The following is a 24199-nucleotide window of genomic DNA, read 5'->3' as shown; positions in this document are numbered from 1 at the left end:
ACGGGAGGGGCCATGAGGGACACAGCGGCCCGGGCGGTGGCGGCGGAGCCGGCCCGGCGGCCGGAACGGGGCACCGTGATCGAGACCCGCGGCCTCACCAAGCGCTACCGGGGCGGCCGGCCGGCCGTCGACGGGCTCGACCTCAGCGTCCCGGACGGCAGCATTTTCGGTTTCCTCGGGCCCAACGGCTCCGGGAAGACCACCACGATCCGGATGCTCATGGGCCTCATCGCCCCGACCGCCGGCAGCGCCCGCGTCCTCGGCCACCCCATGCCGGCCGCCGCCCGCACGGTCCTCCCGCACGTCGGCGCACTGATCGAGGGACCGGCGGCGTACGGGTTCCTGAGCGGCCGCGACAACCTCGTGCGCTACGACAGCGCCGACCCCTCGGCCGATCCTCGGACCCGCCGGGCCCGCGTCGACAGCGCCCTCGACCGGGTCGGCCTGGCCGCCGCCGCAGGCAAGAAGGCCAAGGCCTACTCCCTCGGGATGAAGCAGCGCCTCGGGCTCGCCGCCGCGCTGCTCCGGCCGCGCAGGCTGCTCGTCCTGGACGAACCGACCAACGGCCTCGACCCGCAGGGGATGCGGGAGATCCGCGCCCTCGTCCGGGAACTGGCGGCCGAGGGCACCACCGTCTTCCTCTCCTCCCACCTCCTCGACGAGATCGAGCAGGTCTGCACCCACGCGGCGGTGATGGCGCGCGGCAGGCTCCTCGTCCAAGGGCCGGTCGCCGATCTCGCGGCGGGGGCCCGCGGCAGGCTCGCGGTCACCACCCCCGACCCGGGAAACGCCGTACGCGTCCTGCAGGAGCACGGGGCGACCGGGCTCGTGGCCGACGGGGACCGGGTGAGCGCGGACGCCCCGCCCGGGGACGTGGAGCTGGCGGACGTCAGCGCCGCCCTGGTGCGCGGCGGCGTCCGCGTACGGTCCTTCGGCGTGGAGCGGGCCTCGCTGGAGGACGCGTTCGTCGCACTCACCGGAGAGGGTTTCGATGTCGCGGGCTGACCTCACCACGGCCGTCGCGGACGGCGTACCCGGAGCAACGCGGCGTGCCGTGTGGACGTTCGGGATCCTCCGCTCCGAGCTGACCACCACGCTGCGCCGGGGGCGCACCCTCGCCCTGCTCGGGGTGCTGGCCGCCGTCCCCGTGCTCGTCGGGGTCGCCGTGCGGATCGAGACGGGTGACGGCTCGTCGGCGGGCCCGGACGGCCCCCACGGCCCCGCCTTCCTCGCGCAGGTCGCCGGCAACGGGCTCTTCCTGGTCTTCGCGGCGCTCTCCGCGACGCTCCCCGTCTTCCTCCCCATGGCGGTCGGCGTGGTCGCGGGGGACTCCGTCGCCGGCGAGGCGGGCGGCGGGACCCTGCGCTATCTGCTGGTCGCCCCGGCGGGCCGGGCCAGGCTGCTCCTCGCGAAGTACGTGTCGGTGCTGGCGTTCTGCCTCGCGGCGACCCTGGTCGTGGCCGTGTCGGCGCTCGCGGTGGGGCTGCTGCTCTTCCCCGTCGGAGAGGTCACGACGATCTCGGGGACCCGGATCGGTTTCGGCGAAGGTCTGCTGCGGGCCGGGCTGATCGCCCTGGCGGTGGCGGTCTCCCTCACGGGGTTCGCCGCGCTCGGCCTGTTCGTCTCCACGCTCACCGACAGCGGGATCGCCGCGATGGCCGCCACCGTCGGGGTGCTGATCACCGTGCAGATCCTGGACACGATGCCGCAGCTGGACGCGATCCACCCGTATCTCTTCCCGCACCACTGGATGTCCTTCGCGGACCTGCTCCGGGATCCGTTCTACTGGGACGGCATCATCCGCGATCTGGGGCTGCAGGCGGTGTACGTGGCGGTGTTCGGCTCGGCGGCCTGGGCGCGCTTCACGGCCAAGGACATCACCGCGTGAAGGGGGCCCGCCGTGGCCGGTTCGCGCCGTCGGCCGGTCGAGCCGTCCCCCGATCGGCTCGTCGCGGCACGAACGGCACGAACGGTGTGAGGCCCGGAACGCACACGACACGGTACGTTCCGTTTCTGCCTCGTCATTGTTCGACTTCTGGCGACGAGCTGTCAACAAGCGATGGCCGGAATCCCCCTATGCTCACCGAATGATCACATCGCCGAGTTCCGCGCGCCGCAGCGAGCGATCACGGCGGGCGACGCTGGACGCCGCCCTGGAGCTGTGCACGGAGAAGGGGTACGGCCGGGTCACCGTGGAGGCCATCGCGGCCCGCGCCGGGGTGAGCAAGAAGACGATCTACCGCTGGTGGCCGTCGAAGGGCGCCGTCCTGCTGGAGGCCTTCACCGAGGTGTTCGTCGGTGCCACCCCGTTCATCGACACCGGGGACGTCGCCGCCGACCTGCGGAACCACATCAACAGCGCGGTGAGATTCGTCTCGACGCCGCCGTACGGCCCGGCGTTCGCGGGCATCCTGTCCGAGATGCACCACGACGATGCGCTGGCCGCGGCCGTCCTGGAGCAGCTGGTCGACCCGCGCTTCGAGGCCGCCGTGGAGCGACTGCGACGGGCACAGGAGCAGGGGCAGATCCCGGCGGGCGCCGACCTCCCGCTGGCGGTGGAGATGCTCTACGGCCCCGTCTACTACCGCCATGTGCTGCGCAAGCCGTCCCAGGACGAGGAGACGGTCGCCGCCCTGGTGGCCCACGTCCTGAGGTCGCTGGGGGCGGCCCCGGGGGACGCGGGCTGACGGGGCACACCCCCCGCTGCGGCCGGGGCCCGCGTCCTCCGGGGGCCGCCGGGGGAGGTCAGTCGCGGCCGAACAGCCGCTCCAGGACCACCGCGACCCCGTCCTCGTCGTTCGACAGCGTGATCTCGTCCGCCGCCGCCCGCAGCTCGGCGTGGGCGCCCGCCATCGCCACCCGGTGCCCCGCGCGGCGAAACATGGGCAGGTCGTTGGGCATGTCACCGAAGGCCACCGCGCCGGCGGGGTCGAGGCCCAGGGCCTCGGCGGCCAGGGCGAAGCCGATGCCCTTGTCCACGCCGTACGGGGCCAACTCCACGGTGCCGGGGCCCGCCATCGTGACGGTCGCCAGATCCCCCACGACCGCGCGGGCGGCGGCGGCCAGCTCGTCGTCCGTCAGCCCGGGGTGGCGCACCAGGACCTTGATGACGGGGGACTCCCACAGTTCGGCGCGGTGCCCGGTCCGCTGCGCGGGGAGGGTGGGGTGCGGCATGCGGTAACCCGGTTCGATCAGGGTCCTGCCCTCAGGACCGTCCTGGTCCACGGCGGCGAACACCGGCCCGACCTCGGCCTCGATCTTGCCGAGGGCCGTGGCGGCCAGGTCCCGGTCGAGCGTTACCGAGCTCAGCATCCGGCCGGAACCGGCGTCGTACACCTGGGTGCCCTGCCCGCACACCGCGAGGCCGCCGTAGGCGAGGTCCGCGAGCAGGGCGCGTATGCCGGGCACCGGCCGCCCCGTGACGATCAGATGGCGGGCGCCGGCCGACGCGGCCCGGGCCAGGGCGGCGCGCGAGCGGGCGCTCACCGTGTCGTCGGAGCGCAGGAGGGTGCCGTCCAGGTCCGTGGCGACGAGGGCGTAGGCGGGTGGCGTCAACATGAGGCCAGCGTAGAGAGATCGTCCCCCGGGGGGACGCCGCTGACCTGCGGGGACGGTCAGCGGCCCGCGTCCCGCGGAGGCCCGCCCGTCACTGGACGCAGAATTCGTTGCCCTCCGGGTCCAGGAGGACCTGCCAGGAACCGCCCGGCTGCTCGACGGTGCGCAGCACGCTCGCCCCGAGGTGCACCAGCCGCTCCACCTCCGCGTCGCGCTGCCCGGGGGCCGCGTGCACGTCCAGGTGGAGGCGATTCTTCACCGTCTTGGGCTCCGGGACGCGCTGGAAGAGCAGGCGCCGGCCGAGGCCGGTGCCGCTCTTCTGCTCGTACGGGTCGTCGGGATGCCGCACCGCCGCGAGATCGCGGAAGGCGTGGCGCCCGTGGGACTCGACCGTGGCCGACTCGGGCAGGATCCCCGCACCGAGCAGCTCCCCGATCAGGACGCTGTTGTCCTCGACCAGGTAGCCGAGGGCCTCGGCCCAGAAGTCGGCCTGGCCGTGCGGGTCGTTCGCGTCGATGACGAGTTTCCAGTGCAGGGTCATGGGACCGTTCATAGCGGCTGAACGAGGGACCGGCAACACGATTGCCGGTGCCCGTCCGGTTCCTGCCGAAAGGGCGCCGGCGGACGGTTTTCGGCCGCGGTGGCCGTCAGCCCGGCGGGCAGGCCCCGCAGGTGTGCCCGTCGGCCGCGGTGAGGAACGTGCCGGCGGCGTCCCGCACCGCCGGATCGCCGTCCCCGGCCAGCCGCTCCGCCGTCGCCAGGCCCGCCAGGACCGCCGCGTGGGCGGCCCGTGTCCACTCCGGCTGGTGGGCGTGGCCGCGGGCGAGGATCGTCCGCAGCAGGTCGAGGACCCCGGCGCGGTCCTTGACCGTCCGCGCTCCGGCCAGCTCCCACAGGAACGGCACGGTGGCGACGGTCGAGTCGAAGAGGGCCATGGCGCCTATCCACTGCCGCAGGTCGCCGAGCGCGTCCCCGGCCGACTCGCCGTCGTCCCAGGCGATCCGCGAGAGCAGGCCGGGGACCTGGGAGGCGGAACCCTGGGCATGGCGCAGCTCATGCCACCGGACGTGCCTCATGTCCCCCAGAAGCGTCCCCATCCGGGGCACTCAACCAGCCTTTGCCCGCGCCGTCCACCATGTCTGCCGTACCCGTCCCGTCCGGCCGGGGCACCCGGTCCAGAGCGCCGAGGTAGCGCCGCACCGTCGGGGTGGCGTCCGCTCCCGCGACGAGGCCCACGTGGTTGTCGGGGCGGATCACCACGACGGTGTCGCCCTCGGCGCCGTACGCCGCCCGCGCGTGCCCCTCCTCGTCGTACAGCGCGCCGGGACCGGGCGCGGCGGGGGTGGCCGCCCGGTCCCCGGGGCCGTACACCTGGTACGCGCGTACCGAGTCGCCGTGGGCCGCCGCCGCCCGCAGCGTCTCCGCCGTGGCCGTCCCGAAGCCGAGCACGGTGAAGTGCGGGCCGGCGAAGGCGTGGAAGAGCCGGGTCGGGGTGCCGGCGGACCCGTCGCGGCAGGGGGCGTCGGGGGCCCGGTCGCCGGACCGCAGCAGGCGGTGCCCGTCCTGCGGGGCGGAGAGCGAGCTCCGGCGGTAGCCGAGGCCGAGGCCGAGCCCGGTCGTGTCCGAGGTGATCGCGGTGTCCAGCCCGCCGCCCGGCCTCCTGATCGCCTCGAGCGTGGCCCGCAGCCGGTCCGAGGCGAGGTCGAGCGTCCGGGCGGCGACCGGGAGCCGTTCCTCCTCGTAGGTGTCGAGGAGCCCGGACTCGGCGCGGCCCCGCACCACCTGCGCGAGTTTCCAGCCGAGGTTGAAGGCGTCCTGGATGCCGGTGTTCATGCCGAGGCCGCCCGCGATGGCGTGCACATGGGCGGCGTCACCGGCGAGGAGGACCCGGCCCACCCGGTAGCGGTCCACCATGCGCACGTTGACGCGGTACGTGGAGAGCAGCGTGGCCCCGGTGAGGTGCTCGCCCGGGAGCCGGGTGTGCCGGGCGAAGAGGCGCCGGAAGCCTTCGACGCTGGGGGCGAAGGCGCGGCCGGCCGCGTCCCGCTCGGGGCTCGACTGGTACCACCAGCCCGCCCGGGTGCCGGGCACGGGGCACAGCATGACGGCGCCGTCCTCGTCGAACCACTGGTGCCAGACGCCCCGGTCGAGGAGGCCGGGCGTGATCTCGACGTCCCCGCAGACCATCAGCTGCTCCTCGTGGGTCTCCCCGTCGAACGGGACGCCGAGCAGTTTCCGTACGGAGCTGTGTCCTCCGTCGCAGCCCACCGCGTACCGGGCCGCGGCACGGGAGCCGTCGGCCAGTTCCGCGGTCACGCCGGTGGCGTTCTGCGTGAGGCCCACGACCTCGGCCCCCAGCTCGACGTGGACGCCGTACCCGGCGAGGCGGTCGCGCAGGATCTCCTCCAGCCGCCACTGCGCGATCAGCCGGCCGCGGTCGTACGGCGCCTCCGGTGCCGGGGAGCAGTCCGCGTACGGGTCGGTGTCGGCGACCGGGCGGCCGTCCCGGTACGTGCGCATCGGGAGCGGCGGCGACCCTGCCGCCAGTACCGCGTCCACGACACCCAGATCCTCCAGGACCTCCAGGGAGCGGGCGTTGGGGCCCTTGGACCGTGAACTGCGCGGGTACTCCGGCGACTTCTCCAGGACCCTGACGGTGGTACCGCGCCGGGCGAGGTCGCACGCCAGGGTCAGCCCGGTCGGGCCCGCGCCCACGATCACTACGTCGGTCATGCCTGCTCCTCGGTTCGCGTCGTCTGGGGACCAGAAAAACGCAACCGAGTTAATAAAGCAACCGAGTTGCTAAGAGGTGCGTGACTGCCCAGGGGTGGCCGGATCCGGATCCGGGGCCGGTGCCGGCGGGGGAGTGGGGTCCGTGGCGGCCGCGGTGCCCGTCGGCGCCGAGGCCGCCGCCCGCACGGCCAGGCGCAGGGCCTCCGCGCGCGTGCGCCGGCCCGTACGGAGCGCGTCCCAGGTCAGCAGCATCAGCGCCACCCAGACCAGGGCGAACCCGGCCCACCGCTCGGGGGGCATCGCCTCGCGGAAGTACAGGACGCCGAGGGCGAACTGGAAGACCGGCGCGAGGTACTGCAGCAGCCCCAGCACGGACAGCGGGACCCGGATCGCCGCCGCGCCGAAGGCGACGAGCGGGATCGCGGTGACCAGGCCCGTGGCGGCGAGCAGGGCGCCGTGGCCCGCGCCACCGTGCAGGAACGTCGCGTCGCCGCGGGCGCCGAGCCACAGCAGGAACCCGAGCGCGGGGACGAACAGGACGGCGGTCTCGGCGGCCAGGGATTCCAGGCCGCCCATGTTGACCTTCTTCTTCACCAGGCCGTACGTCGCGAAGGAGAACGCCAGCGTCAGCGAGATCCACGGCGGCTGCCCGTACCCGATCGCCAGGACGAGCACCGCGGCCAGTCCGGTGGCGACCGCAGTCCACTGGACAGGCCGCAGCCGCTCGCCGAGCAGCAGGACTCCCATCGCGATCGTCACGAGGGGGTTGATGAAGTAGCCCAGTGACGCCTCGACGACATGGCCGTTGTTGACGGACCAGATGTACAGGCCCCAGTTGACCGATATGACGGCGGCGGCGGTCGCTATCAGGCCGAGCTTCCGCGGCTGCCGGAGCAGTTCGCCCATCCAGGCCCAGCGGCGCAGGACCAGCAGGGCGATCCCGACCACACCCAGCGACCAGACCATCCGGTGGGCGAGGATCTCCACCGCCCCGGACGGCTCCAGCAGCGGCCAGAAGAGGGGCACGAGGCCCCACATCCCGTACGCGCCGACTCCGTACAGCAGACCTGCCCGCTGTTCGTTCTTCCCCTTCACGGGCCCTCCTGGCACTCCCGGCGCCGGCGATCGGCCGACCGCACGACGGTAGCGCCGGAAGGGCCCCGTGTCATACCCGTCTCACGGTAACGGTCGTGACGAGCCGGCCGTGGGGTACCTCCCGGGGCTCTCCCGGGCCCTCGCGGGCCGTCGTTTCACGCGGCGGGCGCGGCGGCGGACACCGCGGCGGCCACCGTCTCGGCCATGGGCGTCGTCGGGCGGCCGATCAGGCGGGCCAGGTCGCCGGTCGTCCCGGCGAGCAGCCCGCGCCGGATCGCCTCGTCGACGTCCACGAGGATCGCCGCGAAGCCCTCGGGCACCCCCGCCCCGACGAGGATCTCCTGGTGGACGGCCGCGGGCACGTCGGAGTACGTGATCTCCCTGCCGGCCGCCGCCGCCACCGCGTCCGCGTACTCCGCCAGGGACCAGGCGACGTCCCCGCTCAGCTCGTAGACCGCGCCGAGGTGGCCCTCACTCGTCAGTACCGCGGCAGCGGCGGCTGCGTAGTCCGCCCGGGTGGCGGAGGCGACCCGGCCGTCACCGGCGTTGGCGACGACGGTGCCGTGTTCCAGGACCGGGGCGAGATTCGCCGTGTAGTTCTCGGTGTACCAGCCGTTGCGCAGGAAGGTGTACGGCAGCCCGGAATCGAGGATCAGCTGCTCCGTGGCCTTGTGCTCCTCGGCCAGCCGGAAGTCGGCCTCCGGCCCGCCCAGCACGCCGGTGTACGCCAGCTGCGCGACACCCGCGGCCTTGGCGGCCTCGATCACCGCGGTGTGCTGCGGTACCCGCTTGCCGACCTCGCTGCCGGAGACCAGCAGCACGCGGTCACCGGAGCGGAACGCCCCGGCCAACGATTCCGGCCGGTCGTAGTCCGCCACGCGGATCTCGACGCCGCGGTCCGCGAGGGGGGCGGCCTTCTCCTTGCTGCGGACGACGGCGGCGATCCCCTCGGCCGGGACCGTGACGAGCAGCTGCTCGACGACGTGGCGGCCGAGCTCGCCGGTGGCTCCGGTGACAACGATGCTCATGGTTCTGCTCCTGGGGTGCGGGTGCGTTGATCCGTGCGGACTCTGTGTACTCACCGTAGGGGCTGCACTAACCAAATGAAAGTACCCACCTTGAAGTAAGGTACTGGTATGAGTGTGCGCGTGATGAGCGGTGACACGGCGGACAGGCTCCCGAACGTCAACCAGCCGATGTGCCCCTCCCGGCTGGTGCTGGAGCACGTCACCAGCCGCTGGGGGGTACTCGTGCTCGCCGCGCTGCTGGAGCGTTCGTACCGCTTCGGTGAGCTGCGGCGCACCGTGGGGGGCGTCAGCGAGAAGATGCTCGCCCAGACCCTGCAGACGCTGGAGCGGGACGGCTTCGTCCACCGCGACGCCAAGCCCGTGATCCCGCCGCGCGTGGACTACTCGCTGACGCCGCTCGGCAGGGAGGCCGCGGAACAGGTCTGGGGGCTGGCCCGCTGGGTGGAGCGGCGGCTGGACGCGGTGGAGACGGCGCGCGGGGCGTACGACGAGGCCCGGAGCTGACCGGCCGGCGGGACCGGCGGGCCGGCTCCGGGCCTCGTCGTACGTGTTCGCGGGGGTGACGGAGGGTCAGCCGACGACCGTCCAGGTGTCGTTGCCCGCCAGAAGGGCGCTCAGGTCGCCCTTGCCGTGCTGCTCGATCGCGGTGTCGAGCTGGTCGGACATGAGGGTGTCGTAGACGGGGCGCTCCACGCTGCGCAACACCCCGATGGGGGTGTGGTGCAGCGTGTCGGGGTCGGCGAGGCGGGAGAGCGCGAAGGCGGTGGTGGGGCTCGGGTTGTGGGCGTCGTGGACGAGGACGCTCGACCGGTTGTCCTCGGTGACATTGACGACCTCCAGGTCGCCGGTCAGCGCGTCCCGCACGACACCCTTGCCGCCGTCGGCCCCGAAGAGGATCGGCTTGCCGTGCTCCAGGCGGATGACGGCCTCTTCGGCACGCTCCTTGTCCTTGAGGACCTCGAAGGCGCCGTCGTTGAAGATGTTGCAGTTCTGGTAGATCTCCACCAGCGCCGTGCCGGGGTGGGCCGCGGCGGCGCGGAGCACGCTCGTGAGGTGCTTGCGGTCCGAGTCGACGGTGCGGGCGACGAAGGAGGCCTCGGCGCCGATCGCCAGGGACACCGGGTTGAAGGGGGCGTCGAGAGACCCCATGGGCGTCGACTTGGTGATCTTGCCGACCTCGGACGTGGGGCTGTACTGGCCCTTGGTGAGGCCGTAGATCCTGTTGTTGAAGAGCAGGATCTTGAGGTTGACGTTGCGGCGCAGGGCGTGGATGAGGTGGTTCCCGCCGATGGACAGCGCGTCGCCGTCGCCCGTGACGACCCACACGCTCAGGTCGCGGCGTGAGGTGGCGAGCCCGGTGGCGATGGAGGGCGCGCGGCCGTGGATCGAGTGCATCCCGTAGGTGTTCATGTAGTACGGGAAGCGCGAGGAGCAGCCGATGCCGGAGACGAACGTGATGTTCTCCCTGGCCAGGCCGAGCTCCGGCATGAACCCCTGCACGGCGGCGAGCACCGCGTAGTCACCGCACCCCGGGCACCAGCGCACCTCCTGGTCGGACTTGAAGTCCTTCATCGACTGCGTGCCCTCGGCCTTGGGCACCAGGTGGAGGAGTTCGTTGGTGGTGACGTCAGGCATCGATGGCCTCCTTGAGCGCGGTGGCGAGCTGCTCGGCCTTGAAGGGCATTCCGTTGACCTGGTTGCAACTCTGCACGTCGACGAGGTACTTCGCCCTCAGGAGGGTGGCGAGCTGACCGAGGTTCATCTCCGGCACGACGACCTTGTCGTACCGTTTCAGCACCTCCCCGAGGTTCTTCGGGAACGGGTTGAGGTGGCGCAGATGTGCCTGGGCCACCGTCTCGCCCGCCGCACGCAGCCGGCGGACCGCCGCGGTGATCGGACCGTACGTCGAACCCCAGCCCAGGGCGAGGGTGGTCGCGCCGGCCGGGTCGTCGACCTCCAGGTCGGGGACCTCGATCCCGTCGATCTTGGCCTGGCGGGTGCGGACCATGAAGTCGTGGTTGGCCGGGTCGTAGGAGATGTTCCCCGTGCCGTCCTGCTTCTCGATCCCGCCGATCCGGTGCTCCAGGCCCGGGGTCCCCGGTACCGCCCACGGACGGGCCAGCGTCCTGGGTTCCCGCTTGTAGGGCCAGAACACCTCCGTACCGTCGGCGAGTTCGTGGTTCGGACCGGTCGCGAACTGCACCCGCAGGTCGGGCAGCGTGTCGATCTCCGGGATCCGCCACGGTTCCGAGCCGTTGGCGAGGTATCCGTCGGAGAGCAGGAAGACCGGGGTGCGGTAGGTCAGGGCGATCCGCGCGGCGTCCAGGGCCGCGTCGAAGCAGTCCGCCGGGGTCCGGGGCGCGACGACAGGGACCGGGGCCTCGCCGTTACGCCCGTACATGGCCTGCAGCAGGTCGGCCTGCTCCGTCTTCGTCGGCAGTCCGGTCGAGGGGCCGCCCCGCTGGATGTCGATGATCAGCAGGGGCAGCTCCAGCGACACCGCCAGGCCGATCGTCTCCGACTTCAGCGCCACCCCGGGCCCGGAGGTCGTCGTCACCGCGAGGGATCCGCCGAACGCCGCACCGAGCGCCGCGCCGATCCCGGCGATCTCGTCCTCGGCCTGGAAGGTGCGCACACCGAAGTTCTTGTGCCTGCTGAGCTCGTGCAGGATGTCCGAGGCGGGCGTGATCGGATACGAGCCCAGATACAGCGGCAGATCCGCCTGACGGCTCGCCGCGATCAGCCCGTACGACAGGGCCAGGTTCCCGGAGATATTGCGGTACGTGCCCGTGGGAAAGGCCTGTGACGCCGGAGCGACCTCGTAGGAGACCGCGAAATCCTCGGTGGTCTCCCCGAAATTCCAGCCGGCCCGAAAAGCCGCCACGTTCGCCTCGGCGATCGCCGGCTTCTTCGCGAACTTCGACCGGAGGAACTTCTCCGTACCCTCCGTCGGACGGTTGTACATCCAGGACAGCAGCCCGAGCGCGAACATGTTCTTCGACCGCTCGGCTTCCTTACGGGAAAGCCCGAACTTCTTCAGCGCCTCGATCGTCAGGGTCGTCAACGGCACCGGATGCACGTTGTACGCCTCGAGCGATCCGTCCTCCAGGGGTGAGACCGCATAACCCACCTTGGCCATGGGGCGCTTGGTGAATTCATCCGTGTTCACGATGATGTCGGCGCCGCGCGGCACATCGGCGATATTCGCCTTCAATGCCGCCGGATTCATCGCGACCAGCACATTCGGTGCGTCGCCCGGCGTGAGGATGTCGTGGTCGGCGAAATGCAGCTGGAACGACGACACGCCAGGCAGAGTCCCGGCAGGAGCCCGGATCTCGGCCGGGAAGTTCGGCAGCGTCGACAGGTCGTTGCCGAACGACGCAGTCTCCGAGGTGAACCGGTCGCCCGTCAACTGCATACCATCGCCCGAGTCACCCGCGAAACGGATGATCACCCGGTCCAGACGGCGGATTTCCTTCTCAGTGGCGCGCGTTCCATCGGCAAAGGGGGCGCTGTGCTCCCCGACGACGGCCTCGCCGGCGTCGTCGGTCTTTCCGGCTGGGCTACTGACCTGGCTGGTCACTGAACTGGACCTCCCTGGATGCGGCGGCACAGGACCGGCCGACCCGCCGGCGGTCCAGGCCCCACCCTACTTCTGTAAGGGTCGCCTTCCCTGGACCGATCATATGGTGGACGCGACGTCGAAACAGGAATTCATCCGACTACGTCCCATTCAGCAACCTGCCGGATGACGCTCCGGGGCTTGCGGGCTCAGCCTTTCGACGTAGGACCAAGGAGAGGGACGGCTTCGGGCTCGGCTCCCGGATCGGGTTCCGGATCGGGTTCCGGATCTGGTCAAGGATCTTCTTCCCCCGATTACGGATCGCGTCCGCTCGTGGCCCCGCCGAGGTTCTCGATCGTGCTTTCCGCGGAGCGCAGTCCCGGAGCGTGGTTCCGGAATGCGGTCCGCGGACAGGGCACTGAGAGGTGCGGGGTATGCGGGTATGCGGGTGTGCGTGTACGTGCTCGTGTCGGCTGTGGGCATGTGGCGCCCGCGGGCGCCGCGCCCTCAGGAGTTGAGATACGTGAGGACCGCCAGAACGCGGCGGTGGTCCCCGTCGCTGGGCGAGAGGCCGAGCTTCTGGAAGATGTTGCTGACGTGCTTCTCCACGGCCCCGTCGCTGACCACCAGTTGCCGGGCGACCGCCGAATTCGTCCGCCCCTCCGCCATCAGGCCCAGGACCTCCCGCTCGCGCGGCGTGAGCCCGGCCAGCACGTCCTGCTTGCGGCTCCGGCCCAGCAACTGCGCCACCACCTCCGGGTCGAGGGCGGTCCCGCCCCGCGCCACCCGCACCACGGCGTCGACGAACTCCCTCACGTCGGCGACCCGGTCCTTGAGCAGGTAACCCACGCCCCGGCTGCTGCCCGCCAGCAACTCGGTGGCGTACTCCTCCTCGACGTACTGCGAGAGCACCAGTACCCCGATGCCGGGGTACTCCTTGCGCAGCCGCACCGCCGCCCGCACGCCCTCGTCGGTGTGGGTGGGCGGCATCCGCACATCGGCCACCACGACGTCCGGCAGCGCGTCCAGCGCGGCGAGATCGTTCACCGTCCTGATCAGGGCCTCGGCATCCCCCACCCCCGCGACGACGTCGTGCCCCAGATCGGTCAGCAGCCGGGTGAGTCCCTCCCGGAGCAGTACCGAATCCTCGGCGATGACGACCCGCACCCTGTCCTCCACGACGTTGTGTCCCCCACTGTCGGTCCTGCTCCGCACGCCGCCCGGTGCGGCGCCCCTACGGCCCCCAGCATTCCAGCTCCAGCGCCCGGGCGGGCCCGCCCGGTGGGTTCCCCGCGCCTGCCGGGCTCTTTTGGGGGCCGGCTCCTGCCCGGCCCCCGGCGAGTACGAGCGGTTGCCCGCCCGCCGCGCTGCAGCGCCCCGGCCGCCAGGGGGCGGGGCCGGGGCGCTGCGCGTGTGCTGTCCGCGCCCGGAGGCGCCTGCCTCAGCCACGCCAGGGCAGCTCCGCGGTGACCGTGGTGGGTCCGCCGGCGGGGGAGTCGACGACCAGGACACCGTCCACCGCGTCCAGCCGCTCCGTCAGGCCGGCCAGACCACTGCCCGACGGCACGTCGGCCCCGCCGCGCCCGTCGTCGGCCACCTGCAGCATCAGCCGGTCCGCGACCCGCCACACGTCGACGGAGGCGTGGGTGGCCCGCGCGTGCTTGCTGACGTTCTGGAGGAGCTCGGACACGGTGAAGTACGCGATGCCCTCGATGGCTTGGGCGGGCCGTGACTCCAGGTCCACGGAGACGTCGACGGGGACGGTGCAGCGGGAGGCGATGGCGGAGAGGGCGGCGTCCAGGCCCCGGTCGGTGAGGACGGCGGGGTGGATGCCGCGGGCGAGGTCGCGGAGTTCCTGGAGGGCGACCTTCACTTCTCCGTGGGCTTCGTCGACCATGCGGGCGGCGGCTTCGGGGTCGTCGGTGAGTTTCTCCTTCGCCAGCCCGAGGCCCATGGCGAGGGCGACGAGGCGGGCCTGGGCGCCGTCGTGGAGGTCGCGTTCGATGCGGCGCAGGTCGGCCGCGGCGGTGTCCACGACCACCCCCCGGTCCGACTCCAGTTCCGATACCCGGGTGGCCAGGCGGGACGGGCCGAGCAGACCGAGCACCATCAGCCGGTCCACGGACGCGAGACCGCGGATGATCCACGGGGTCACCACGACGATCACCAGACCGAGGGCACTGGTCAGCATCAGGTCCAGGGACGAGTCCAGGTAGACCTGGTGGGTGCTGTCGCCGTACAGCTGGAGGCCGCCCACTCCCACGTACGCCGGGAAGACCCACTGCCAGAGCGGGTAGGTGAACGCGGCCCACCCGTACGCCCAGAACGTCAGCGAGACGCTGAACGCGAAGACCGCCCACGGCATGTGCAGGAGCGCGTAGAGCAGATGGCGCCAGGACACCCCGCTCTTCAGGACCGCACCGACCCACGACATCAGGCCGCCCTTCCTGCCGCGCACCGGGGCCGGGTCCGCGACCTCGAGCTTCAGCAGCCCGCGCGCACGGCCCCGCTCCATCACGCCGAAGCCGCGGCACATGACCAGTCCGGCGGCGAGGACCGGAATGCCGAGGAAGGTGATCAGCATGCCCAGGCCCAGCGACACCATGGCGACCGCGAAGCTGAACAGCACCACGCTGATCGGCAGGCTCAGGAGCAGATAGGCCAGCTCACGCCAGGTACGCGCCTCGAAGGGCGCACGCACCACGGCCGGGAGGAAGTGCTGTGCCGGGGGCTGGTGCCCCGGTCCGGCCGCGGGGCCCTGGCGGCCCCGCGTGTCCGGTCCGTATGCCGTGGCCATCAGTGGCGTCCGTCCGTTTCTCCTGGGCGGGAACTCCCGCGGGTCTTCCGGGCGGGGTGCTCCCGCCGGCCCGGTACTTCGACTGATATCCCAAGACTGCTGCGCCCCGGGGCTTCGCACCATGAGGACGGTCTCCGTATCGGGCCGGGGGTTTTCCCCACCTTCCGGTCCCGGAGACCGCTGACCCACCACCCACCGGCTGCGGGACCCCGGCCGGTGGGTGGTGGGACCGGGAGTCCGCGCGGTCAGGTGCCGTGACGACCGCCGCCGCGCGTCCGCCGCGGGCCGACGGGGCGCGGTGGGGTCAAACGCCCGTGACCGTGACTGCCGCGCGGTCACGCCAGGGCAGCTCCGCCGTCACCGTGGTGGGTCCGCCGGCCGGGCTGTCGACGGTGAAGACCCCGTCGACGGCCCCGAGCCGCTCCGCCAGCCCCGCCATGCCCGTACCGCCGTCCAGCCGCGCACCGCCCACACCGTCGTCCCGCACCTCGATCAGCAGCCGGTCCGCGACCCGCCACACGTCGACGGAGGCGTGGGTGGCCCGCGCGTGCTTGCTGACGTTCTGGAGGAGCTCGGACACGGTGAAGTACGCGATGCCCTCGATGGCTTGGGCGGGCCGTGACTCCAGGTCCACGGAGACGTCGACGGGGACGGTGCAGCGGGAGGCGATGGCGGAGAGGGCGGCGTCCAGGCCCCGGTCGGTGAGGACGGCGGGGTGGATGCCGCGGGCGAGGTCGCGGAGTTCCTGGAGGGCGACCTTCACTTCTCCGTGGGCTTCGTCGACCATGCGGGCGGCGGCTTCGGGGTCGTCGGTGAGTTTCTCCTTCGCCAGCCCGAGGCCCATGGCGAGGGCGACGAGGCGGGCCTGGGCGCCGTCGTGGAGGTCGCGTTCGATGCGGCGCAGGTCGGCCGCGGCGGTGTCCACGACCACCCCCCGGTCCGACTCCAGCTCGGCGATCCTGCGCTCCAACTCGTCCGAGGGCGACAGCATGCCGCGGACCATCGCCCGGTCGGCGTTGGTCAGCCCCCGTGCGATGTACGGCAGCACGGGCCAGAGCACGAACAGACCCACCAGCGTCACGGCGAACGTGGCCACACCCCAGGGCAGGCGAATGAACGAGTACAGCAACGCCCGCCAGGCCACCGGGTCCTTCAGCCCCGACCACAGCCAGGGGAAGAAGCCCCGGTCCCGCTGGCCGCGCGCCGGCGCGCTCGGCTCATCGACCCGCACCCCGAGCATCGCCCGCGCCCGGGCCCGTTCCCCCCGCCCGAGTCCGCGGGCGCCCCGCAGGCCGAGCGCGAGCAGGGGCAGTCCGACCACGGTGACCGACAGCCCGACGCCCACACCGACCAGGAACACCGTGTACACGAACCCGGCGATCGCCGCCGGGAGATTGGCCAGGAGGTGGGCGATCTCCTTCCAGGTGCACCGGTCGAAGGCGAAGCGCACGGGCGGTGGCCCGGAGTCGTCGAGGCGCGCGCTCCCCGGCAGGGCGCGTTCCGACGGTGTGCGGGCAGGGGCGGCGGCGGTGTCCGACGGGTCGTGGTCCGGCGGTGGGGGGCTCAGGGTCATTCGACCAGCCTGCCGGGCGGAAGACGCGCACGCCATGGGGTTCGTGGGTGAGGGGAAGTAGGGATAACCCCACCTCCCGCACGACGCGGCTGCTCAGCCCTTCTTCGGCAGGGCCTAGACTCCCGTGCGTACGTACAGACCGTCGGACAGGTTGAGGGAGCGAGGGACGGACGTGGCGGACGTGCCGGGACCGACCGTTCTCGCGTCGGAATACTTCCACAGCTACTCGGTGGTCGGACTAATCGCCCTCGTCGGCGTGCTGTTCGTCGCCGTCGCCTTCGGGGCCGGCCGGCTGCTGAGGCCCGTGGTCCCGACGCCGGAGAAACTCCTCACCTACGAATGCGGCGTGGACCCCGTGGGGGAGGGCTGGGCCCACACCCAGGTGCGCTACTACGTCTACGCCTTCCTGTACGTGATCTTCGCCGTCGACTCGATCTTCCTGTTCCCGTGGGCGACGGTGTTCGCGGCCCCGGGATACGGCGCGACGACGCTGGTGGAGATGTTCGTCTTCCTCGGCTTCCTGGCCGTGGGACTGCTCTACGCATGGAAGAAGGGCGTCCTCGAATGGGCGTGACGAGCCGGCCGCATCCCGAACCGCTGCCCGATCCGACGCTGCTCCCGGAGCCGAAGAAGCTCGGTGTGCTGTCCCGGCTCGCACCCGAGCCGATGAAGGTGGTCCTCAACTGGGGCCGCCGCTACAGCCTCTGGGTCTTCAACTTCGGACTCGCCTGCTGTGCCATCGAGTTCATCGCCGCCTCCATGGCGCGGCACGACTTCATCCGGCTCGGTGTGATCCCCTTCGCGCCCGGCCCCCGGCAGGCCGACCTCATGATCGTGTCGGGCACGGTGACCGACAAGATGGCGCCGGCCGTGAAGCGCCTGTACGAGCAGATGCCCGAACCGAAGTACGTCATCTCCTTCGGCGCCTGCTCCAACTGCGGCGGGCCCTACTGGGATTCGTACTCCGTGACGAAGGGCGTCGACCAGATCATCCCCGTCGACGTGTACGTACCCGGCTGCCCGCCCCGGCCCGAGGCGCTCCTCCAGGGCATCCTCACGCTTCAGGAGAAGATCGCCCGCGAGTCGCTCGCCGAGCGGTACGCGCAGCACGGGGCGGCCCGGCCGTCGGCCACGGCCCTGCGCAGCGGTCTCGTCGCCGGCCCGAAGGCGCCGGGGGAGGAGCCGACGTGAGCGCCGCCGACCTGAGCGCCGCCGCCACGTACGCCCGGCTGCCCGACGCCGTCACCGACGTCTTCGGCGCGGACGCCACGGCCTCGTACGCGTACGACCTGCTGACCGTCGACGTGCCCGCCGCCTCCTGGATCACCGCTCTCGAAACGGCCCGCGACACCCTGGGCTGCAGTTACTTCGACTGGCTGAGCGCCGTCGACGAACCGGGCACCGGCTTCCGCGTCTGCGCCCATGTCGCGGCCCTGGGTGACGGCACGGTCCGGCGTCTGCTGGTCCGCACGACGGTCCCGCACGAGTCCCCCGCACTGCCCAGCGCCGTCGGCGTGTACGCGGGCGCGGCCTGGCACGAGCGGGAGACGTACGAGATGTTCGGCATCGAATTCGAGGACCACCCGCACCTGGCGCCCCTGTTGCTGCCCGAGGGCTTCGAAGGGCACCCGCTGCGGAAGGACTTCGTCCTCGCGGCCCGGGTCGTCAAGGCCTGGCCAGGGGCGAAGGAGCCGGGCGAGTCGGAGCACGGGGGGCCCAAGCGGCGCACGATGCTTCCGCCCGGGGTGCCGGACCCGAACGAATGGGGCCCGCTCAAGGGCCAGCTCCCGCCCGCCCCGGCACGCCCGGCCAGGGGGGCGCGTGCGGCGGGCGACCGCCCCGTGCGCCGGGCCCGCAGCGCGGCCGAGGGCTCGGCGGCCCAGCGGGCCGCGGAGGCCCCGGCGCCCGAGGCGGCACCGGCATCGGGGGTGGCACCGGCACCGGAGGCGGCGCCGACGCCCGGGGTGGCACCGGCATCGGAGGCGGCCCCGGCACCGGAGGCGGCGCCGACGCCGCGCCGTACCCGCAGCGCTTCCCAGGGCTCGGCCGGCCGGACGGCCGCCGCGTCTGCGACGCCACCGGCGTCCGGGGCGGCCCCGGCGCCCGGTGAGGCTGCCGAGGCCGAGGCGACCCCGGCGACCGAGGCGACTTCGGCGACCGAGGCGACTTCGGCCTTCGGAAGGGCCTCGGTATCCGGGGAGGCCGCTGCGGCCGAGGGGACTCCGGAGTCCGAGGGAACCCACGTGCCCAGGACGTCTCCGGCCGAGGACCCGGCGGCGGCAACCGGGTCCGCGCCCGCGCCGGCTTCCGGCGCCCCGGCGACGGAGCCGCCCACCGCCGATGCCCCGGCAGGTCCCGGGACCACCGGCGCCCCACCCGCGAGTCGGCGCGAGCCGCGATCCACCCGGAGCACGGACGCGCCCTGGCACCACGCCCAGCCGGCGTTCGGCGACACCCCGGAGAGCGGTGCCGACGGCGGTGCCGACGGCGGTGCCGACCGTGGTGCCGAAGGTGGCGCCGCGGGTGGTCCTGCCGGTGACGGCAACGGCGACAGCGAGAGGGCCGGGCGGTCCGAGGCGAGGCCCGAACGGGCCGAGCAGCCGGAGCGGTCCGAGGCCGAGCGGTCCGGACCGTCCGGGCGGGCCGAGGCGTCTGAGCAGGCCGACCAGCCGGGGCGGGCAGCCGAGCCGCGCGAACTGGCCGACCAGCCGGCACAGTCCGATACCGAGCGGCCGGAACAGCCCGATGCCGAGCGGCCGGGACAGTCCGATGCCGAGCGGCCGGCACAGCCCGATACCGACCAGCCGGCACAGCCCGATACCGAGCGGCCCGGGCGGTCCGAGGCCGAGCAACCTGAAGCGTTCGGCCGACCCGGAGAAACCGAGCAGTCCGAGGCCGAGCCGACCGGGAAGCCCGCACGAGCCGACCGGCCTGAGGAGACCGACCGGGACGAGCCGACCGGGCAGGCCCCGCAGCCCCCGGCGCGACCTGCGGACCGGTCCGCCGACGGCCCCGCCGACCAGGCGCCGGACGGTCCCGGCCCCGGTGCGACCGGCTCGGGGCCCGCCGGTCCCGCCGAGCCCAGCAAGCCCGGCCGTCCCGGCTCCCGCCCCGCACCCCCGTCCGACCGTCCCGCCGGAGGCGATACCGCGTGAACGACGTACTCGACGTCGCCATCCGGCTCGTCATCGTGTTCGCCGTGTTCATGGTCCTCCCGCTGGTCGTCGGGCAGGCCGAGCACAAGGTGATGGCCCACATGCAGGGCCGGCTCGGCCCCATGTATGCGGGCGGCTTCCACGGGTGGGCGCAGCTCGTCGCCGACGGGGTGAAGTTCGCGCAGAAGGAAGACATCGTGCCCGCCGACGCGGACCGCCGCGTCTTCCAGCTGGCCCCCGCCGTCGCCCTCCTCCCGTACCTCCTCGTACTCGTCGCGATTCCGGTCGGCCCGAGCGAGGGCGCGGTCGGCCAGGTGGTCGACGCGGGCATCTTCTTCGTGCTCGCCGTCATGGGGGTCGGCGTTCTCGGTTCGCTGATGGCGGGCTGGGCCTCCGCGAACAAGTTCTCCCTCCTCGGCGGCCTCCGCACCGCCGCCCAGCTGCTCGCCTACGAACTGCCGATGCTGCTGGCCGCCGCCTCGGTGGCCATGGCGGCGGGCACCGTCTCGCTCCCCGGCATCCTGAACGCCTTCCAGTGGTGGTGGCTGCCGTGGCAGATCGTCGGTGCCCTGGTCTTCTTCGTGGCCGGGCTCGCCGAACTCCAGCGTCCCCCCTTCGACATGCCGGTCGCCGACTCGGAGATCATCTTCGGCGCGTACACCGAGTACACGGGCCTCCGCTTCGCCCTGTTCCTCCTCGCCGAGTACGCCGGCATCGTCGTCCTGTGCGGGCTGACCACCGTCCTGTTCCTCGGCGGGTGGCACGGCCCGTTCGGCGCCGACGGACTCGGCTGGGTCTGGACCCTGCTCAAGACCGCTGTACTCGCGTTCGTCGTCATCTGGCTCCGTGTCACCTATCCCCGGCTGCGCGAGGACCAGTTGCAGAAGCTCGCCTGGACCACCCTCATCCCTCTCGCCCTCGCGCAGATCGCGCTCACCGGCATCGTGAAGGTGGCGATCGACTAGTGCCCCCGATCCCCGGCTCAGGCCTGGCCAAGGGCCTCGCCGTCACCCTGCGCACCATGACGAAGCGCACGGTCACCGCCCAGTACCCGGACGTCCAGCCCGAACTGCCGCCCCGCAGCCGCGGTGTCATCGGTCTGTTCGAGGAGAACTGCACGGTGTGCATGCTCTGCGCCCGTGAGTGCCCCGACTGGTGCATCTACATCGACTCCCACAAGGAGACGGTGCCCGCCGCCGCCCCCGGCGGCCGTGAGCGCAGCCGCAACGTCCTGGACCGCTTCGCGATCGACTTCGCCCTCTGCATGTACTGCGGTATCTGCATCGAGGTATGTCCTTTCGACGCACTGTTCTGGTCACCGGAGTTCGAGTACGCGGAGACGGACATCCACGAGCTCACCCACGAGCGCGACAAGCTCCGCGAGTGGATGTGGACCGTGCCCGAGCCGCCGGCACTCGACGCGGCGGCCGAGGAACCCAAGGAGATCGCCGCCGCCCGCAAGACGGCCGACAAGCTCCGGGCCCGGGACGGCGAACAGGGGGGAGAGGAGTGATCCCCGCAGCCGCCGGCCCTCCCGGCTTCCTGTCACCGACCGGTGTGGAGATCGCCTTCGTCCTCGTCGGCCTCGCCACCCTCGGCGCGGCCCTCGTCACCGTCACGACCAGGCAACTCGTGCACGCCGCCCTGTGGCTCGTCGTCGCGCTCGGTGGCCTGGCCGTTGAATACCTTCTGCTCACGGCCGAGTTCATCGCCTGGGTACAGGTCCTGATCTACGTCGGCTCCATCGTCGTCCTCCTTCTCTTCGGGCTCATGCTCACCCGCGCCCCCATAGGCCGCTCCCCGGACGCCGACTCGGACAACCGGTGGATCGCGGTAGGCGTGGCCGGGGCCTCGGCCGCCGTACTGGTCTGGGTCGTCGTGGACGCCTTCCGTACGACATGGATCGACCTGGACGGCCCCGCCCAGGGCTCCACCAACGCCACCGGCGAGTTCCTCTTCCGGCACTGGGTGCTGCCCTTCGAAGCCCTGTCCGTCCTCCTGCTCGCCGCCCTCGTCGGCGCGATCGTCCTCTCCCGCAAGGATCGGGAAGCAGCCCCGGGCAAGGACCGGGCGGCCACGCCGCGCACCGCCGGGGGAGCCGCACCCGCCGAGGACCGGGCAGCCACGCTGCGCACCGCCGGGGGAGCCGCGCCCGCCGAGGACCGGGCAGCGACGCCCGCCGGGGCAGCCGCACCCGCCGGGGGAGCCGCGCCCGCCGAGGACCGGGCAGCGACGCCCGCCGGGGGCGAGGAAGCCGCCTCCCGCACGGACCGAGAGGACAAGAGCTGATGCACCTCGCCTATCCCGCCGTGCTCGCCGTCCTCCTCTTCTGCGTCGGGCTGTACGGCGTGCTCGCCCGCCGCAACACGATCCTCGTCCTGATGTCCGTCGAGCTGATGCTCAACGCGGTCAACCTCAACCTCGTCGCCTTCGACGTCTGGCTCCGCGACGCACTCCACTCCGGGCAGGCCCTCAGCCTCTTCACGATCGCCATCGCGGCAGCCGAGATCGGCATCGGCCTGGCGATCGTCCTGGCCGTCCACCGCAACCGCGGCAGCTCGGACATCGACCGACTCCGCGACACCGCCGAGACCGACGACGCCGAGACACTCCCCGACGACGAGGACGCCGCCGACGGCACCGCAGACCAGGCCACTGCTCCGGCAGGGAAGGCAAAGAAGGCAGAGGCCACCGCGTGACCACCACGACCCTTGCCGTCCTCGTCCCCCTCCTCCCCTTCCTGGGCGCCGTCGCCGGACTCCTGCTCGGCAGGACCGTCCCCGGATTCGTGCGGCCCCTCGCCGTGCTGCCCACCCTCGTCGCGGCCGTCATCGCCGCCGTCGTCGCCGCCCGCCAGGGCGGTGGGCGTGCCATCGACGCCGCGACCCAGCTCACCCCCACCGGCTCGGTCCCCATTGACCTCGCCCTGCACCTCGACGGCTTCGCCGTCCTCGTCGCCGTTCTCGTCGGACTCGTCGCGACCTGCGTCCAGGTCTACTCGACCGCCTATCTGAAGGACGACGCCCGCTACCCCTCGTACGCGGCCCTCGTCTCCCTCTTCACCTCCGCGATGCTGCTCGTCGTCTACTCGGGCGACCTGATGGTGCTCCTGGTCGGCTGGGAGGTCATGGGCATCTGCTCGTACTTCCTCGTCGGCCACTACTGGGAGACGCCCGAGGCCCGCGCCGCCTCCCTCAAGGCCTTCCTCGTCACCAAGCTCGGTGATGTGCCCTTCCTCATCGGCCTGTTCGCCCTGGCCGCGGACACCGGCACCTTCCGCGTCACCGGCATCCTGGCCGCCGTCGGCAACGGCGGACTCGACCACCCCACCCTCATCGCCCTGCTGCTGCTCGCGGGCGTCGCCGGCAAGTCCGCGCAGTTCCCCCTGCACACCTGGCTGCCCGACGCGATGGCCGGCCCCACCCCCGTCTCCGCGCTCATCCACGCCGCGACGATGGTCGCCGCCGGCATCTACTTCGTCGCCCGGCTCCTTCCCGTCTTCGCCGCCTCCGGGGCGGCGCTCGTCGTCCTCGCCGTGATGGCGGCCGTCACGATGATCGGCTCGGGCCTGGCCGCCCTCGCGCAGGACGACATCAAACGTGTCCTCGCCTACTCGACCATCGGCCAGCTCGGCTACATGTCCGGTGCCCTGGCCGTCGGCGACCGCGGAGCCGCCGTCTTCCACCTCCTGTCGCACGGTGCGTTCAAAGCCGTCCTCTTCCTCGCCGCGGGTGTCGTCATCCACGCGGCAGGGACCAACTCACTCGCGGCCATGTCCCGCATGAGCGGCCTCGCCCAGCGCATCCCCGACGCCTACTGGACGATGACCGTCGCCCTGCTCGCGCTCGCCGCCATCCCCCCGTTCGCCGGCTTCTTCTCCAAGGAAGCCGTCCTGGTCGCCGCCGAACACACCGCCCTCGGCGAGCGCGACGTGGCCCCGGTGGCGGCCGGCTGGACGATCCTCGTCGCCGGACTCGCCGCGGCGCTGCTGACCGCCGCCTACGCCACTCGCCTGTGGCTCCTCACCTTCCGCGGACGCGGCACCGAGGTGCCCGACCACGGCAAGCAGCCCGCAGCGATGACCTCCGTCCTGTGGGTGCTCGCCGTCCCCACGATCGCCTTCGGCCTCACGGCCGGGTCTCTCACCGGCTGGTTCGATGGACACAGCCTCACCCCCACCCTCACGACCGCCGTCCTGTCCACCGGCGTCGGCCTCGTCGGCGGACTCGTGACCTACGGAGCCTGGCGCCACACCACCACGCTCGCCGGCCGCCCCCCGGTGGGCGCGGTCGCCGCCCACCCCGACGCCGAACCGGCCCTCGTCGAAGCCGAGGCGATGGCGTCGCACACCGCCGCCTACGGCACCATCGCGGGCGCCCCCGACCCCTCGGACCCCGGCCGCCTCCTGCTCGGCCCCCTGCACCGCCACGCGGTCACCGGATTCCACCTCGACGCCCTCTACACGACGCTCTTCGTACGCCCCGTCCGGGCCGCCGCCCTCCTCGTCCGCTTCCTGGACCGCGAGGTCGTCGACACCTACGTGCGCGGCTCCGGCACCCTCGCCCGCGGACTCGGCGCAGCGGTCCGTCGCGCCCAGACGGGCAACGTGCAGACCTACCTGGGCGCGCTGCTCGCCGGAACCCTCGTCCTGGTGATCGCCGCCGTCGTCCTTGCCAACGTCAACGCCGGGGCGTGAGCCGT

23 protein-coding genes are annotated in these 24199 nt (G+C 72.5%); 12 read left to right on the top strand and 11 right to left on the bottom strand.

All coding sequences use genetic code 11. From position 1 onward, the window contains the following. Positions 1–12 precede the first annotated feature (12 nt). From ACH4VO_RS17070 to ACH4VO_RS17060, 3 genes are all read left to right on the top strand, one after another. Entirely contained in the window at positions 13–1005 is a 993-nt protein-coding gene (locus tag ACH4VO_RS17070) for an ABC transporter ATP-binding protein (protein WP_360985177.1), read from the top strand. After that, positions 992–1888, top strand: coding sequence for an ABC transporter permease (locus tag ACH4VO_RS17065; protein WP_360985174.1), 897 nt, complete (start codon positions 992–994; stop codon positions 1886–1888). Before ACH4VO_RS17070 ends, ACH4VO_RS17065 begins: the two co-directional genes overlap by 14 nt. Positions 1889–2087: 199 nt before the next feature. Next, complete coding sequence (locus tag ACH4VO_RS17060) at positions 2088–2687, top strand: TetR/AcrR family transcriptional regulator (protein ID WP_360985171.1); 600 nt, start codon at positions 2088–2090, stop codon at positions 2685–2687. Positions 2688–2745: 58 nt separating this feature from the next. Here the strand turns inward: ACH4VO_RS17060 and ACH4VO_RS17055 are convergent, their stop codons facing one another. From ACH4VO_RS17055 to ACH4VO_RS17030, 6 genes are all read right to left on the bottom strand, one after another. Next, positions 2746–3558, bottom strand: a complete 813-nt coding sequence (locus ACH4VO_RS17055) for an HAD family hydrolase (RefSeq protein ID WP_360985168.1) — start codon at positions 3556–3558, stop codon at positions 2746–2748. Positions 3559–3646: 88 nt separating this feature from the next. Continuing rightward, positions 3647–4096: a VOC family protein gene (locus tag ACH4VO_RS17050; RefSeq protein ID WP_360985165.1), complete on the bottom strand. Its 450-nt coding sequence runs from the start codon at positions 4094–4096 to the stop codon at positions 3647–3649. A 106-nt stretch (positions 4097–4202) separates the two neighbouring features. Next, a complete protein-coding gene (locus ACH4VO_RS17045) occupies positions 4203–4652 on the bottom strand; it encodes a hypothetical protein (RefSeq protein WP_360985162.1) in 450 nt (149 codons plus the stop codon). Then, positions 4609–6288, bottom strand: coding sequence for an FAD-dependent oxidoreductase (locus ACH4VO_RS17040; RefSeq protein WP_360985159.1), 1680 nt, complete (start codon positions 6286–6288; stop codon positions 4609–4611). Before ACH4VO_RS17040 ends, ACH4VO_RS17045 begins: the two co-directional genes overlap by 44 nt. A 69-nt stretch (positions 6289–6357) precedes the next feature. Continuing rightward, positions 6358–7383, bottom strand: a complete 1026-nt coding sequence (gene rarD, locus ACH4VO_RS17035) for an EamA family transporter RarD (RefSeq protein WP_360985156.1) — start codon at positions 7381–7383, stop codon at positions 6358–6360. 155 nt (positions 7384–7538) lie between these two features. Further along, on the bottom strand, positions 7539–8411 hold the full coding sequence (locus tag ACH4VO_RS17030; protein ID WP_360985153.1) for an SDR family oxidoreductase: 873 nt from the start codon (positions 8409–8411) through the stop codon (positions 7539–7541). A 108-nt stretch (positions 8412–8519) separates the two neighbouring features. On the opposite strand from ACH4VO_RS17030, the gene ACH4VO_RS17025 reads away from it, so the two are divergent. Then, entirely contained in the window at positions 8520–8915 is a 396-nt protein-coding gene (locus ACH4VO_RS17025) for a helix-turn-helix domain-containing protein (protein ID WP_360985150.1), read from the top strand. Positions 8916–8981: 66 nt separating this feature from the next. Here the strand turns inward: ACH4VO_RS17025 and ACH4VO_RS17020 are convergent, their stop codons facing one another. From ACH4VO_RS17020 to ACH4VO_RS17000, 5 genes are all read right to left on the bottom strand, one after another. Then, positions 8982–10046 (bottom strand): 2-oxoacid:ferredoxin oxidoreductase subunit beta, encoded by a 1065-nt coding sequence (locus ACH4VO_RS17020; protein WP_360985147.1) that lies wholly within the window; start codon positions 10044–10046, stop codon positions 8982–8984. Beyond that, positions 10039–11994, bottom strand: coding sequence for a 2-oxoacid:acceptor oxidoreductase subunit alpha (locus ACH4VO_RS17015; protein WP_360985144.1), 1956 nt, complete (start codon positions 11992–11994; stop codon positions 10039–10041). The genes ACH4VO_RS17020 and ACH4VO_RS17015 overlap by 8 nt, the downstream gene beginning before the upstream one ends. A 486-nt stretch (positions 11995–12480) precedes the next feature. Next, positions 12481–13140, bottom strand: a complete 660-nt coding sequence (locus ACH4VO_RS17010) for a response regulator transcription factor (RefSeq protein ID WP_360985879.1) — start codon at positions 13138–13140, stop codon at positions 12481–12483. A gap of 274 nt (positions 13141–13414) precedes the next feature. After that, entirely contained in the window at positions 13415–14770 is a 1356-nt protein-coding gene (locus tag ACH4VO_RS17005; protein WP_360985141.1) for a sensor domain-containing protein, read from the bottom strand. 304 nt (positions 14771–15074) lie between these two features. Then, a complete protein-coding gene (locus ACH4VO_RS17000; protein WP_360985138.1) occupies positions 15075–16343 on the bottom strand; it encodes a sensor domain-containing protein in 1269 nt (422 codons plus the stop codon). A gap of 172 nt (positions 16344–16515) precedes the next feature. Here ACH4VO_RS17000 and ACH4VO_RS16995 point away from each other — a divergent pair, with 172 nt between their 5' ends. From ACH4VO_RS16995 to ACH4VO_RS16960, 8 genes are read left to right on the top strand one after another with little or no spacing between them, the layout of a single operon-like run. After that, entirely contained in the window at positions 16516–16917 is a 402-nt protein-coding gene (locus ACH4VO_RS16995) for an NADH-quinone oxidoreductase subunit A (protein WP_360985135.1), read from the top strand. Beyond that, entirely contained in the window at positions 16908–17534 is a 627-nt protein-coding gene (locus ACH4VO_RS16990) for an NADH-quinone oxidoreductase subunit B family protein (protein ID WP_360985132.1), read from the top strand. Before ACH4VO_RS16995 ends, ACH4VO_RS16990 begins: the two co-directional genes overlap by 10 nt. After that, positions 17531–19498 carry an NADH-quinone oxidoreductase subunit C gene (locus ACH4VO_RS16985; RefSeq protein ID WP_360985129.1) on the top strand — a complete coding sequence of 656 codons (1968 nt, stop codon included), beginning with the start codon at positions 17531–17533 and terminating at the stop codon, positions 19496–19498. Before ACH4VO_RS16990 ends, ACH4VO_RS16985 begins: the two co-directional genes overlap by 4 nt. Further along, positions 19495–20463, top strand: a complete 969-nt coding sequence (locus ACH4VO_RS16980) for a complex I subunit 1 family protein (RefSeq protein ID WP_360985126.1) — start codon at positions 19495–19497, stop codon at positions 20461–20463. The genes ACH4VO_RS16985 and ACH4VO_RS16980 overlap by 4 nt, the downstream gene beginning before the upstream one ends. After that, positions 20463–21011: an NADH-quinone oxidoreductase subunit I gene (locus ACH4VO_RS16975; RefSeq protein WP_360985123.1), complete on the top strand. Its 549-nt coding sequence runs from the start codon at positions 20463–20465 to the stop codon at positions 21009–21011. The genes ACH4VO_RS16980 and ACH4VO_RS16975 overlap by 1 nt, the downstream gene beginning before the upstream one ends. After that, complete coding sequence (locus tag ACH4VO_RS16970; protein ID WP_360985120.1) at positions 21008–21787, top strand: NADH-quinone oxidoreductase subunit J; 780 nt, start codon at positions 21008–21010, stop codon at positions 21785–21787. The genes ACH4VO_RS16975 and ACH4VO_RS16970 overlap by 4 nt, the downstream gene beginning before the upstream one ends. Beyond that, positions 21787–22197, top strand: coding sequence for an NADH-quinone oxidoreductase subunit NuoK (gene nuoK / locus ACH4VO_RS16965; RefSeq protein WP_360985117.1), 411 nt, complete (start codon positions 21787–21789; stop codon positions 22195–22197). The genes ACH4VO_RS16970 and nuoK overlap by 1 nt, the downstream gene beginning before the upstream one ends. Further along, positions 22194–24194: an NADH-quinone oxidoreductase subunit L gene (locus ACH4VO_RS16960; RefSeq protein WP_360985114.1), complete on the top strand. Its 2001-nt coding sequence runs from the start codon at positions 22194–22196 to the stop codon at positions 24192–24194. The genes nuoK and ACH4VO_RS16960 overlap by 4 nt, the downstream gene beginning before the upstream one ends. Positions 24195–24199: the final 5 nt, after the last annotated feature.

The sequence above is a fragment of the Streptomyces sp. NPDC020780 genome (assembly GCF_044334475.1).
In the GTDB taxonomy this organism is placed as follows: Bacteria; Actinomycetota; Actinomycetes; order Streptomycetales; family Streptomycetaceae; genus Streptomyces.
Note: the sequence above shows the minus strand (reverse complement) of the source record. Positions and strands in the feature narration are given on the sequence as shown.